11 protein-coding genes are annotated in these 13,116 nt (G+C 67.7%); 3 read left to right on the forward strand and 8 right to left on the reverse strand.

Going from position 1 to position 13,116, the window contains the following annotated elements:
• Nucleotides 1-17 precede the first annotated feature (17 nt).
• Nucleotides 18-2,792, forward strand: a complete 2,775-nt coding sequence (locus ACZ3HL_RS18185) for a pPIWI_RE module domain-containing protein (RefSeq protein WP_465532285.1) — start codon at nucleotides 18-20, stop codon at nucleotides 2,790-2,792.
• 129 nt (nucleotides 2,793-2,921) lie between these two features.
• Nucleotides 2,922-3,749, forward strand: coding sequence for an NYN domain-containing protein (locus tag ACZ3HL_RS18190; protein ID WP_465532287.1), 828 nt, complete (start codon nucleotides 2,922-2,924; stop codon nucleotides 3,747-3,749).
• An 18-nt stretch (nucleotides 3,750-3,767) separates the two neighbouring features.
• On the opposite strand, the gene ACZ3HL_RS18195 is transcribed toward ACZ3HL_RS18190, so the two are convergent.
• The 8 genes from ACZ3HL_RS18195 to ACZ3HL_RS18230 all read right to left on the reverse strand — a co-directional run bounded on the left by ACZ3HL_RS18195 (nucleotide 3,768) and on the right by ACZ3HL_RS18230 (nucleotide 11,454).
• Nucleotides 3,768-5,090, reverse strand: a complete 1,323-nt coding sequence (locus ACZ3HL_RS18195; RefSeq protein ID WP_465532289.1) for a hypothetical protein — start codon at nucleotides 5,088-5,090, stop codon at nucleotides 3,768-3,770.
• The gene (locus ACZ3HL_RS18200; RefSeq protein ID WP_465532291.1) at nucleotides 5,087-5,647 is read right to left on the reverse strand and encodes an RNA polymerase sigma factor; all 561 of its coding nucleotides are present in this window, start codon (nucleotides 5,645-5,647) and stop codon (nucleotides 5,087-5,089) included. The genes ACZ3HL_RS18195 and ACZ3HL_RS18200 overlap by 4 nt, the downstream gene beginning before the upstream one ends.
• A complete protein-coding gene (locus ACZ3HL_RS18205; protein ID WP_465532293.1) occupies nucleotides 5,644-5,922 on the reverse strand; it encodes a hypothetical protein in 279 nt (92 codons plus the stop codon). The genes ACZ3HL_RS18200 and ACZ3HL_RS18205 overlap by 4 nt, the downstream gene beginning before the upstream one ends.
• Nucleotides 5,923-6,143: 221 nt before the next feature.
• Nucleotides 6,144-7,655, reverse strand: coding sequence for a tyrosine-type recombinase/integrase (locus tag ACZ3HL_RS18210; protein ID WP_465532295.1), 1,512 nt, complete (start codon nucleotides 7,653-7,655; stop codon nucleotides 6,144-6,146).
• A gap of 77 nt (nucleotides 7,656-7,732) precedes the next feature.
• The gene (locus ACZ3HL_RS18215; protein WP_465532297.1) at nucleotides 7,733-8,200 is read right to left on the reverse strand and encodes a helix-turn-helix domain-containing protein; all 468 of its coding nucleotides are present in this window, start codon (nucleotides 8,198-8,200) and stop codon (nucleotides 7,733-7,735) included.
• A 17-nt stretch (nucleotides 8,201-8,217) separates the two neighbouring features.
• Nucleotides 8,218-8,883, reverse strand: a complete 666-nt coding sequence (locus ACZ3HL_RS18220; RefSeq protein WP_465532299.1) for a recombinase family protein — start codon at nucleotides 8,881-8,883, stop codon at nucleotides 8,218-8,220.
• A 286-nt stretch (nucleotides 8,884-9,169) separates the two neighbouring features.
• Nucleotides 9,170-10,309, reverse strand: coding sequence for a TRM11 family SAM-dependent methyltransferase (locus ACZ3HL_RS18225; RefSeq protein WP_465532301.1), 1,140 nt, complete (start codon nucleotides 10,307-10,309; stop codon nucleotides 9,170-9,172).
• A gap of 71 nt (nucleotides 10,310-10,380) precedes the next feature.
• Nucleotides 10,381-11,454 (reverse strand): hypothetical protein, encoded by a 1,074-nt coding sequence (locus tag ACZ3HL_RS18230; protein ID WP_465532303.1) that lies wholly within the window; start codon nucleotides 11,452-11,454, stop codon nucleotides 10,381-10,383.
• Nucleotides 11,455-12,014: 560 nt separating this feature from the next.
• Here ACZ3HL_RS18230 and ACZ3HL_RS18235 point away from each other — a divergent pair.
• Complete coding sequence (locus tag ACZ3HL_RS18235; RefSeq protein ID WP_465532305.1) at nucleotides 12,015-13,094, forward strand: sigma-70 family RNA polymerase sigma factor; 1,080 nt, start codon at nucleotides 12,015-12,017, stop codon at nucleotides 13,092-13,094.
• The last annotated feature ends 22 nt before the right edge of the window (nucleotides 13,095-13,116 follow it).

Below are 13,116 nucleotides of genomic sequence, written 5' to 3' on the forward strand. Positions count from 1 at the left end.
CCACGACAGGGAACCCCATGGTCTTCAACGAAATTCAACCCGCCGCGCTTATCCCTGATCCCGACAGCGGGCCGTTCCACGCCAACCTGTACACCCTCGCCTTCCCCGCAGCATGGCGCGAACCCGTCCTCGACCTGTACAAGTCCAGCAAGTCCGAAGCAGCACAGGCCAAGATCAAAGAAGTGCCGATCAAGTCGCTGAACTCGTTGATCCGCACCGTCGCACCAGACCTGGTCACCGTCGACGCCAACGCCTCATTCGACGCCACCCAGCCCTGGCTCTACAGCCGGACCGACTACCCGCCGCACATCCTCTCCCGGCTGGTACACGCCTGGCTGCGCAGCCTGCAACCCACCGCCGAAGGCTTCCAACGGTTCCGGAAGACCGCGCGCGTGCTCGACGTGGACTCGTTGCGCTGGCAATCCGACACGGTGGACCTCCTCGAGCACGATCTCTCTCCAGGCGGAACCTGCATGCCGGCCGCACGGCTCTACCGGGTCCTCCCGGAGATCCTGGCCGACCGCATCGCGGCCCAGGCGCCCTACGAATTCGGTGGCGAACGTGTGCGGTTCCACCGGGTCGCCGTCGACGCCCGCGCGAACGGCGCCGAACTGATGTCCTGGCCGCCGTTGAAACACACCACCAAGGTCAACGACAAGGACGCCCGCAACCGCTACGGCAGCCATCGAGACTGGCGTTACTCCGCGGTGATCAGCGTGTCGCTGCGCACCGTGCCGTTCTCGCCGATCCCGCGGATCTACCTGAGCACCCGAATCCGCCGGTGGGTCTCGGGCCAGGTATCGATGTCTGGGACGCAAAGGGTTTCCGCCTATTTGCTCACGAAGGAACCATTCATCAACGAGGGCCAGCAGCCTGGCCGGTTCGCCGTCGCCCAGTTCGCCTGGAACCCCCGCACCCGTCAGATCGAATGGGCCCAAGGAGGGCCGGAGGGCATGCTCGCCCGCGTCGGCGCAGTCGACAACCTCCCCGCCGCCGACGTCTTCGCCAAGGAAGCCGACAGCTGGATCGACGAACGAGACGGAATCAAGGGTGCCGCCAACCACCACACGATGATGGGCTGGCATGGTGTCGGCGCCGGGCTCATGCCCGCCGAACGACGCCGCCTCACCGAATGGGCCGCCGCCGCACTCAAGCCCGAATTCATCCCGGCACCGGTGCTGACCCGCAGCACCATCAAACAGAACCCGACGAAGCTCCTCACACCGAAAGTTCCTGTTCCCAAGAAGGATGCGACGCAAGAACAGATCGACGAGGCGGTCACCAAGAATCGACTCATTGACCTCGACAATTCCGTCCGCCGTCGCGAGTACACGTCCCTCGCACTCAACGGCCGGGATCTCACCGCCGTCCTGCTGTACCAGTCCAGCCACATGCGGCAACAGCTCATCCACGCCGCAGAAGCCAGCCTCGGGCTCGCCGACTACCGAGAAGAGGCAGGGCCGGACGCGTGGAGCTGGAACACACCCGACCTTCGAGTGCGCATACACGCCCGCGAACTCGGCGCCCTGGGAGCACCACTGGGCACAAGCGAACAAGCACCACGAAAAGGTCAAGAACACATCGACGCGATCGGCGACCGCCGCTCCGCCGTCGCCTCCCACCTGCGCGACCTCGCCTCCGAACTCGGCGAGGCAACCGTCATCACCTTCGTTGAGCTCGACGGGCGCGACAAGTTCAAGCCACGAACGACCGACCCGAAATTCGCCATCCGGCTTGGCTGCGCCGACGCCAGCATGGTCAGCCAATTCTTCATCCCCGGAAACCCGACCGATCCCGACGATGATGCGGAGTTCCGTGTCGCTGCGGCATGGGCAGACGGACTGCGCCAACTCGGCATGCGCCTCGTGCCCGAACACACAATAGGCGACAAGATCCCCGATGGCCTCAACCAGCTCGCCTTCTGGATCGTCAAACGCCAAGCCACCGGCGAGACAAGTCGGCCACAATTCACCCCGGTCGCGGTCCTCATCCGCCCTGGGCAGAAGTGCATCCTCGGCCGGACCCCTGAGATGACCGAGTGGGTGCCCTATCCGCAGCTACTCGTCGCACTCACCGGCCAGGTGCGCCCCCAAGACCTCTCCACCGCTGACCAGCAGACCAAGGCCGTCGCGGCCTTCGTCCAGAACACCCTCTACGCCATGCGAGGCACCCCCACGCTCGTCGTCACCCACGCCCAGAACACCCGCTACCGATGGCCCTGGCTGACAAACAGCGGCCTCATTGCCGATCGCGTCAAGCTCGGTAACGGCCCAGCCCAACGCATCCGACTCTTCGGCCAGAACCTTCGCATCGCACGTATCGCAACCAACGACCGCGACGAAACCCCGCAATGGTGGGCGCCAAAGAAAGACGAATCAGGCGGCATCAGCAAAGGGCTGTGGAGCCTGGCAAACATCGACGAGAATAGTCGTGTCTTCTACAGTACAAGCGACAAGACCGGAACACACACGCTCTCCGTGGAATCAACTAAACTTACTCATCGAATCAACGCGAAAGGGAAGGAAGAAATTCGTCCGGATAAGAACGCCTGGAATCCGGAACTCCTGGAAATCACTATGATTGGGTTCTCGGATGCTGTCGAAGCCGAACATTGGGCCATGTTCCTTCACCAACAGCGGTTCGCTGAAGACTACCGTGACGCGCTCGCCCTCCCGCTCATCCAGCACGTCGCCGAACTCACCTCCCAGTACGGACTGCCGCACGACGACGAACCCGACGACTCACCCAACGCCCAACTCGATCAAGCCGAGTCAACCGCCGAGGGCACATAGCGCTGGACCGGCCGGGGATGCGCGGCACTGTGAGAACGCTGGCCGAAGTCCAATATCTGGCCTACTTGCCCACATGCGCCACCTCGAATGCAGCAAAGTCGTACCTGACGTCCAGGGAGTGTGCTCATCGTGAGTGAGAACGCCGCGAAGTTGGCAGTGCTCATCGACGCGGACAATGCCCAGCCATCGATCGTCGACGGGCTTCTGGCCGAGGTCGCCAAGTACGGCACGGCCTACGTCAAACGCGCCTACGGCGACTGGACCGGCACCAGCCTGCGCGGGTGGAAAGACCAGCTCCTCGCGCAGTCAATCCAACCTATCCAGCAATTCGCCTACACCAGCGGGAAAAATGCCACCGACGCGGCGATGGTCATCGACGCTATGGACTTGCTCTACTCGGGGCGCTTCGACGGGTTCTGCATCGTCTCTAGCGACAGCGACTTCACCCGGCTGGCCGCTCGCTTGCGCGAGTCCGGCGTCACCGTGTACGGGTTCGGCGAGCGCAAGACACCGAAGCCGTTCGTCGTGGCCTGCGACAAGTTCATCTATACCGAGAACCTCACCTACAGCGCGAGCCCGACGGCGTCGCCTGATCTTGCGCTCAAGCCGCCGCGTGCATCGGCTGCACAGCTTAAGCAGGACACCGCGTTGGTCAGGCAGTTGCGCAACGCGGTCGAAGCGGCTTCCGACGATGACGGCTGGGCCGCGCTCGCCACGGTCGGTCACATCATTACCAAGCAGCGACCGGACTTCGACGCCCGCAACTACGGCTACGCCAAACTCAGCGACTTGATCGCCGCGACGACCCTGTTCGAGCTGGACCGCCGCAGCCCGGGTGACGGGAAACCCGCTGTCATCTACGCACTCGACAAACGACACCGCCCGGACAAGAAACCGAAAACCACGCCGGCAGAGTTGGCAACCTCAACCGACTCGACTGACGGCGCTCCCGGGTGACCATGGGGACCGCGCCGATCAGCGTCGGGTCCATACAGGAGTTCTACTGGACCCGGGGCATCGGGTGAGGGCGGCGGTGTCGGTTAGTAGGGCTGTGTTGTCGAGCGCTCGACCCAACGCGGGCCCTGGGTTTAAGCGGTCCCGGCGACTTTGGGGCCCCGTAGTTGAGTGGCTCGGCAAGTCCAGCGTGGCGGGCAAGCGTCGACTAGGCAGGTGCAAGTCGGTGACGGCTGCCTCAAACGGTCCTCGTTTCACGTGGATGAGCTCACCGCTCGGTCCGATGAAGTCTGCGATCTCATGGGGCGAGGTCTGGCGAGCCAACGTCGAGGCGGTTTCCAACACCACCGCGGCAGGCGCTGACTCGAGTACCGCGGCCGCGAGCAGAAGACTCCTCTCCGACTGCTTTGCCCGGGGAGCAGCTGGTCGCGCCCAGGACGTGAGAGCCTCCTTGACGTGCAGATCAAGATTGCTGGCCGCCGGCCACAGCGCTTCGATAGCCGACCACAGCCACACTTCCATGTTTCCTGCGGTGTTGTTGCGGCTCGTTGTCCCAGTTTCCGCATGATCCAGCCGCCGTAGCACCTCTTCGACGATGGAGTAGGAGCTCGCGACAGCCAAAACACGTTCACCTCGGGCGATCGACCTGCTCACTATGTCGGCCAGGGTGTGTGTCTTCCCAGAGCCGGGTGGGGCGTGCACGACGACGGGTAGCGCAGCGTCGGTGAATCGCAGCGGGGCGAGCAGGTCTGTGACGTGGTGCAGAGGGTCGCGCGTGTGTTCTCGGGATGCGCGGGCGTCGGTGACGATGTGCTCGGCGTGAGCGTGGGCGTCGTCGATAATGTGGGCGGCCGTGGCCTTAGCCGAGCGGATGTCAGCGGCCTCCGATTCTGATCCCTTCAGCGAGCCCGCCTGCTCGTCCTCGGCGCCTCCGTCGTGAGTAGAAGCAATGCTGATGGCAGCTTGTCCTCGGTGGCGAACGTGGACGGCGTCGGTTGGGCCGCCGTGTCGGCGTGTGGCTTCGTCCAGTTGTCCCTGTGCACCAGGAATGTCGCGGTCGGCGGCGGCGCGCAGCCACCGGATCGCACGCTGGACATGACCGACGGCCAGGAGGTCCTGAGCGAGTTCGAGTGCGGCGTACCCGAACTCGATGTCCTCGCCTTCCCGGATGATCTCGTCGGTCTCGGCCGAGGTCAGCATGCCGACCGCGTCCTGCAACTGGGCGAGGGTCGGCGCGGGCATTGCGTCGGCCGTCTCCTTCATGCGCCGCACGAACACGGACCCTTGCTCGGGCATTGCCACAACCCTGGTTTCGTCGTGGTCGTCCGGCCTGAGGTCGGTCATGCGCTCGCCTCCTTCTGCGTGCCGTACTCGGTGAGTTCGGGGCACTTCCGCGCGGCCTTCTTCGCCGCGCGCAGCACGTTGTTCAGACCGTCGCGGCTGACGCGGAGCAAGGCCGCCGCGTCGTCGTAGGACAGCTGGTCGACGTAGACATACATCAGCGCTTGTCGTTGCAGCTCATCGAGCTGAGCGAGTGCACGGACGAGGTCGACGCGCGTGTCGATCAGCCCGCAGGTGTCCGTGGCGTGAGCATCCAGCCATCGGTGAAGCACCTCGTCGTCGGTGGCCACCGGGGCGTTGGTCTGCTCGCGACGCCAGTTGCCGATCTTGCGCCTGGCGAACCCGTACAGGAGGCGGACCGCGTCCTCGTCTGGCACTCCATGGCGGCGGCGCCAGTAGACCAGGAGCTCTCCGAGGACTACCTGACGGATGACCTGGGCGGCGTGCGTATCGCCAACCCGCGTCAGGATGTAACGCAACAACTGGGGTCCCTGCGCGTGCAGGAGGTCGACAAATCGGGATTCGTCCACCTCCTGCACGCGAGTGGGCTCGCCGTTCACCAGGGCATGACCCGAACATCGGGTTGCCCGCCCACGCCACCGGAGAACGGGACGATTTCCATCGACCATTCCGCACCATCAGGGTCTTTGCTGGTCACACGCGCCGCAGACCCTGCGGTGGTGATGGTCGCTGCCACGTCCGTCATTGTGGCCGCGCGGTGCTGCGCCATTTCGACCCGGTGACGACCCAGGATCGCCGCCTTGGCCAGCCCGGTCAGCCCGCGCTGGATCACCACCACCTGCTCGGCTGGCTCCGGAGTGCCGTCTGTGGACATCGCGTCCCTCCATCGTCGTCAACAAGTTGGCACCCTCTATATGGGGCACCGACGCCGGATCGGGTAACCCCAGGCGAAAATTGGCCTCCGAGCTGGCCGCCCTCCCGTCCCCGCGCCGGGTACCCGGCCGCCCGCTGCGCGCCGTGATGCCCGACCAGGAACTAGGCCCGGCCCCTGCTGGACGGGGACCGGGCCTGTGTCATGGCGTGGTGGACGCTGCGTTAGGCGGCGGGCGGTTGCTGGCGGGTTTTGCGGGGGACGAGTGCGGCGGAGGCTTCGGCAGTTCCGCGGGCAAGTTCGGGCAGGATGTGAGCGTAGGTGTCGGCGGTGATGGTGATGCTGGAGTGCCCGAGCAGTGCCTGCACTTCCTTGAGGCTGGCTCCGGCGGCGAGCGCGATGGTGGCCGCGGCGTGGCGAAGGTCGTGCAGCCGGATCGGAGGGAGCCCGGCGGCGTCAGCGAGTTCTTGAAAGACGTCGGTGACCTTGGCCGGGTGCACAGGGGTGCCGTCGGGGTTGGTGACCACCAGCCCCGATTCCTGCCAGTCGTCTCCTGCCGCGAGCCGTTGCTGATCCTGGTGCTCCTTGTGCTCGGTCAGCGTCTCAGTGGTGGCGTTGTCTAGTGCCACGATCCGGCCGGAGGCTTCGGATTTAGGTTCACCGAACTCGACGTTCCAGCCGAGCTGGACCAGCGCGGAGGAGATGGTGATGTCCTGGGTGTCCAGGTTGGTTTCTGACCAGGGCAGGCCGCAGGCTTCACCGCGGCGCAGGCCCCGGTAGGCGACGAGGTGGTACAGCGGGTAGTAGGGGTGGCCGTAGGCGTGGTCGAGGAATTCGCCGACCTGCTCGGGCAGCCACACCATCACCCGGGACGGCTTCTTCCCTGTCTCCTTCCAGCGGCGGACCCGCTGGGGCGTCCACAGCAGCGCCTTGGGGCGTTTGCCGGAGGGCAGCTCGACATAGGAGGCGGGGTTGAAGGTGATCAGCGGGACCGCTTTCCGGCCGCGTTTGAGGCGGATGGCGGCGTTGAGCGCGGCGCGCAGGGTGGCGCGGTAGCGCTGCATGGTGGCCGCGCCCATGGTGCGCAGGCCGTAGACGGTGGCGCGGATGTCCGGGTCGTCGCTGGCGCGGGCTTCTTCGATGCGGTCGTTGCGTTCGGCCATCGCGTCGAACATGCGGGAGATGTGGTCGATGGTGAGTTCGTCGAGCCGGTAGTGCCCGAGGTGCGGGGTTAGCCAGAGCCGGATGTGGCTGCCGTAGGAGAGTTTGGTGCCGCCCCGGAGTTTCTTCCTCCCTGCAAGCCAGGTCTCCAGCCATTGTCCGACGGTGGGGATGGCGTCGGGGTCGGTGCCCATGTCGAGGCGCTTGGTGATCTGCTCCGGTGTGGGGAGGGGTTCTTTGGCGCGCAGCGCGTCTTCGATGAGGTCGCCGACGAGGGTCAACTCGGCGGGGCCGTGGTGTTCTGCGAGTTCGACCAGGTCGGCGACCTGGTCCAGTTCGGACTGTGCCTCGGTCTGCCCGGCGAACCCGCCGCGCCGCAGCGGGCGGCGTTTCCCGTCGGCGCGGCGCGGGAGTTCGGCTTGGTAGCACCAGCTTCCGTGGTCCGAACTCCACGCGCCGCTGCGGCGTTTGAGTTTCGGGCAGGTGTTGCCGAGCCGTTTATCGGTGACGGGGTCGGTACAGGCGCAGCGCTTGTAGGTGCGACCTTTGATTCGTGTGGAGGCGTGTGGGGGCATTGCGGATATTCCTTTCACCCAATCCGTTGGTGGTGGCAGCGGATATGGACGCTTGCGTGCACCCGGAGGGCAAGCCGTTAGGACGAGTGTTTTTCGTCCAGCCCCAGGAGCTCGGCGATGTGCGCGACGGCGATGACGTAACGGCGGCCGATGCGGGTAACCGGGACCGGGAAGCCGCCGGACTTCGCGAGTTGATAGGCCTTGGTCCGGCCGATTCGGAGAATGCGCGCGGCGGTCAGCAAGTCGGTCGTGACGCCCAGCGCGTGCGACCACGGCGGCGGTGAACGGTCCGCGTGTGCCTGGGCGGTGAGCTGATCGAGGTCGGTGATCGCGGGCTGCGCCTGCCCGAAGCTGACGGTACTGGCGGTGCGGTGTTTGGCGGGGTCTCGTCGTCGTCCGCCGCGCCCCGTCGGGCCGGTGGCCGGTGTGCTGGGGGCAGGACGGTCCCGGCGGGGCGTCCGCGGTCCGGTTGTGGGCTTGACGGGGTGGCTGGCGCGACCTGGACGGGCGGGACTGCGCGGCACTGAGCTCGTGGTGGTGTCCATCGGAGGTGCCCCTGGGGTCAGCTGGCGAGGTGGCGCGGTTGGGCGAGCAGGCGGTGTCGTAGCGCGCGCCGGGTGTCGGTGGTGGGGTTCTGCGCGGCCCAGAACAGGGCGGTGGTGATCAGGGCGCGGTGGGCGATCTGCTCGGAGAGCACCCACTCGTCGGCGGGCCGGAAGCGGCCGTTCTCGTCGCGGGTGTTGAGGGTTTGGTACCCGGTGTATTTGAGATTCGTGAGGATCCCGGCGACGGTGGCGGGTTGCCAGCTGCTGCCGGGTGGTGGGTAGCGGTCGGGGTTGTTGTTCAACCGCACGGTGATCTGGTCGACGTCGAGTCCGGTGACGGCGTGCCAGTAGAAGATGTCCTGCACGACGCGGGCGCGGCGTGGGTCCGGGGTCAGGCGGGTGCGAGGCCGGCCGCTGGCCGAGCGGGTGTCGGACACCGTCATGGTGAGGTAGCCGTACGGAGGCCGGTGCAGGTTCCAGCCCTGGCGGATGAGAGCGGCGGTGGCTTCGTGCGCGCGCCGTGTGACGGGATGCTCGCCACCCTCGACGGCACGCGCGTGGTGCGGAGCCGGAGCCGGCGCGGAGTCGGTGCCGCCGCAGCGGGCGGCCAGCCAGTCGCGAACGCGGCGCCGCCAAAACCGAAGTGCCGGGCGGAAGGTTCGCGTGGTGCGTGTGACGGGCATGGTTGTGCCTTCTCTCCAACAGTCCTTCGAGACGGATGGCAGCTGCTCGGGCCTCGTGGAGCGCCGCCGAGGGGTGGGCGGGTTCCCCCACCGGGAAGACGTGGCCTGGGACGGCGAGCCGGTGCCGGAGCTGGGTTCGACTACCAGGAATGGTGATCTATGCGGGCTCGCCGGACGGAGCGGTCGGCCGGGGGCGGGCAGCGGTGCCGGGCGGCTGCCCGGTGGGCGGCGGCCGGTCGGCGGTAGTGGCGGTCCCAGCCGCAGTCGCGGCAGTGCACGCGGGCGCTCACGCCGCCCACCGGCCTGGTCCGATCGCCCGGTACTCATCCCGTACCTGGGCGCCTGTGCCGGGGCGCGGTTGCCGGGGCTTGTCGGCCAGTGGCTTGGCCAGGAGGATGACGTCCTCGTGCGAAATCAGGTGCAGCGGCAGCCCGGCTTCGCGTTGTTTGCGGATGAAGTCTCGCTGGAAGAAGCTGCCGCGTGCGACAAGGTCCTTCTCGGCGACGCGGGCAAGCAACGCGACACATCGTTCGACGGGAACGAGGCCGGCGTGGACGCCGCAGGCGAGGATTTGGGAGGGCAGGTCGATCAGTTCGGAGTGTTCCCGCCAGGGCCGCACGGTGATCGCCACATGCCCGCCGGGCCGCAGGACTTGGGCGCAGGCGGCGAGGATTCGGGTGAACCCGGACAGCAGCCGGTGGTGGCCGATGTTGGCGAGGTTGCCGCGGTCGAGGGTGTTGCCGTAGCGGTGGTGGTACTTGTGCACCTTGCCGTCTCCGGACGGGTCGCCGGCGGTGCTGACCTGGCCGTGCAAGGACGGCCCGTAGGGCGGGGAGGTGACCACCAACGCCACCTGGCCCCGGTACTGCGGCGGGAGCAGCGTCTCCAACTGGCGCGCGTCGCCGGCGAGCACCTCACCGTCGTGGTCGTGTCCGCGGTCGCGGGCGAGGTCGAGGTTCGCGCGAGCCACCGTCACCCAGTGCGGTTCGTACTCGATGCCGACCGCGCGGCGCCCGTTGTCGATCGCCTCGACGAGGGTGGTGCCGATCCCGCACATCGGGTCGAGCACGAGGTCGCCGGGCCGGGTGTAGTGCCGGATGGCGTGCGCGGCGATTGCGGGCAGCATCTTGGCCGGGTGTGCCGTCGACTCGGGCACGAACCTGCCCTTGCGCTGCGCCGCCGGAGAGGTTTGCGCGGTCGCCCACACCGAGAGCGGCACCTCGTCGGCCAAGCTGGTTCGCACAGTCGATGGGGCGGTGGGATCGGCCGGTCCGGCGGCTGCCAGGCGGGCAGAGACGGCGGTGTCGAGGGCGGTGATGACCGCGCGCGGGATGCGCACGGTCGGCTCGTCGGCACCGCCAGGGGACGCCGAAGAGCCGGTGGCGGGAACGGCGGTGGGGCGGGAATCGGCCGGGGTAAGCGGCATGGTGCACCTATCTTTCGGGAGGGTCAGCGCGGTGGACGGGGTGGGCGCCGCAGCGGGCGCTAGGCGGCGATTCATCGGATCTCCGTTCGGCCGACAGGTCCGCCTTCGCCAGGCCGATCGGGCGGTGCGGACGGCAAGTCGTGGTGGTCGTGTGGCTGTGCGAAGACCAGCACGTCGCCGTGCGCGTGTGCGTGCGGAGCGGGCAGATCGCGGACCTCGGCCAGGTGCCGTGCGCGGGCGTAGTCCTCAGCCGCGGCGGGTGTGTTGGCAGGGTTGAGGTGGCCGTCGCGGATGGGGGAGTGCAGGGTGACGATGTGCTGGAGGTAGAGCAGGTCGGCGTTCTGCCCGGCGGCGACCATCGGCCCGGTCGGGTCGACCAACGTGCCCTGGTACCAGTCACTGTGCGTGTACACGGCGAGGATGCCGCCGACGGCCAGTAGACGGGCCGCGACGAGCGCGACCCGGTCGAGCGAGCCGTCGCGAGCCTGGTGCGCGGGCAGGGCAGTGATGATCAGATCGGCGGTTCCCGCCGCGTCGCTGACAGCGGCGTCGGCAGCCTCGGCTGGGTGTGCCGGAGCGATCCCGGGTCGCGGCGAGGTACCGGGCGCGGAGTGCGGCCGGTTGGTGACGAGGTCGGCCCAGAACGGCCGCGACGACGCCGTCGACGCGGCACCGTCGGCAGCGGCGAGGTGGACGACCTCGCAGCTGCGCCCGAGTGCCCGGACAGCCTCGCGCGCCGTCGCGAGTTCGCTGCCGGCTAGTGCCTGCGCCGGCCCGCCCGAGTCTGCCGGGGCCGCGAACTTCTCTGCCGAGGCAGGCCAAGGGAGCAGGAGCACCCGGGCCGCGGTGTGTGCGAAGCCTGCCACGATCGTTTCGACGATCGGCACCGGCCACTCGGCGCGGGCGTCGATCGGGTCGGGGCCGCACGACCAGACCGTGGCCGGAGTCGGCGCGGTCGCGGCTTTCGCCCGGGTCCGGGTGGTGGTCGCGGTGCGCCGCGTGCGGGTTGGCGAACCGGTGCTCCACGGGGGTGTGGCAGCGCCGGGGTAGGGCGCCCGGTCCGCGCCGTGGCGGGCGCGCGAGGGCTGGGTGGAGTCGCGTCGGGCCTTCGGGCGGTCGGCCGGGGGCTGCGAACGCTGGGTCATGAGAAGCCTCCTGGGCAAGGGCGGCCAGCGCGGTGCCTGCCGGAGTTCGTGCTGTCACTGACTAACTCCGGAAAAACGACCTCCGGGGGACGCTGGGCCGCCGAAAATCTCATAAAAGTCATCACGGGCCCTGTTCGCCGGAATCAGAATTCGAAGGTTTCGAGAAGAAAGGCGCGAGAGCGGTTCACACATTCGAAGTCGTGCCTCCAGGAAGCCACGCGACCACTCCGGAGTCCAGGACAAAATTCTTCGCAACCGCTGGCTTGCGAGGGCGCCTCAAGTCCTCCGCGACACGGCACGATTGAAACGCCTAGCTCCGAACAGGTTCCGAGCTAGGCGTTTCAATGCACTTCAGGGGGCGTTTCAAAGATCAACTAGCGGGCGACTCGACTTCACCGGTCACCTCACGCCCCGGTCATTGAATTTTCACATACGGAGGGTTTGAGGCGCTCGCGAAACGCTTTTGGCACTCCTGTGACACGGTTTTGGAGCGCTTTTGAGGCGCCTTGGATGGCTTTCTTGTGGTGTTGCGATTCCCGCACCCGTCAGGAGAACCGACCATGGATTTGTCCTTGCCGGAAAACGACCCCGAAACCGGTGTTTTCTCCACTCGACGAAGCCCCGCGTATCGCGGGGCCCCGGGAGTGTTCGACGCCGCGCGCACCACGTTCGACTGGCTGGTGACCGGGCCGCACCCGGTCACACTCGACGGCCGCGACATCCCCGGGTTGCCACCCCGCCTGGTGCCGCTGGACGAACTCGGGCGGCTCATGCTCGCCAAGGACTGCGGCCAGGGCACCCGCGACACCGCCTGGACGCTGCTGATCACCCGCTCCCGTCGTGACGGTGGTACCTGGACGGTGGCTTGTGTCGGGCTCGCGCTACCGGTGCTGCTGCCGGTCGCTGCCGGCCTGACCCGCCGCTTCCGCGGTGAGGTCCACGACATCCACGCCGCTGTCCTCGACGGCTTCCTCAGCGAACTCTGCGAAGTCGACCTGGAGCGGCCCGCGATTCTGGTGCGGCTGCGCTGGGCCGCCTACCGCGCCGGCTACACCGCCCTGCGGGAGGCACTCGACAGCCCGTCCCCGAGCAGCAAGATCGGATACTGGTCGGCCGAGCCGCACCGCCCCAGCGGGCACCCCGACTTCGTCCTCGTCGCCGCCGTCAACGACGCGGCCATCACCGCCGACGAGGCCGCGCTGATCGGCTCCACCCGCTTCGGCGAACTCTCGCTGACCGAAGCCGCCCAGGCGCGCGGCCAGACCTACGAGGCGACCAAGAAGGCCCGCCAGCGCGCCGAGCAACGACTGGTCACGTATCTGGCCGACCAAGCCCGCGCCGCCGATCCGCCCCCGCCGAACCGCGACACCGATACACCGCACGCGAGCGCGGCAGCGCGTAGCCGGGTGCCCGCGCACCCCGCCGTGCACCAGAGCCCGACTCACCGGGTTCGACTACGCAGCGTTACACGCATGGCGCCGGTTCTCGCGGACAAACTTCGCCGCCCGGTGTCCCCGGACGCCACGAAATCCGGAGTTAGCGGACGCGGGCCCCGACTGCCCGCACGCACCCGCCAGCACCGCACTTCCCGGCCCGCCTCGCGGCCGGACTCCGCTCGGGAGGCCCGCTCATGCGACTGACCCACCACCGCCCCCGCTCCCT

The sequence above is a fragment of the Amycolatopsis sp. NPDC000009 genome, assembly GCF_055563465.1.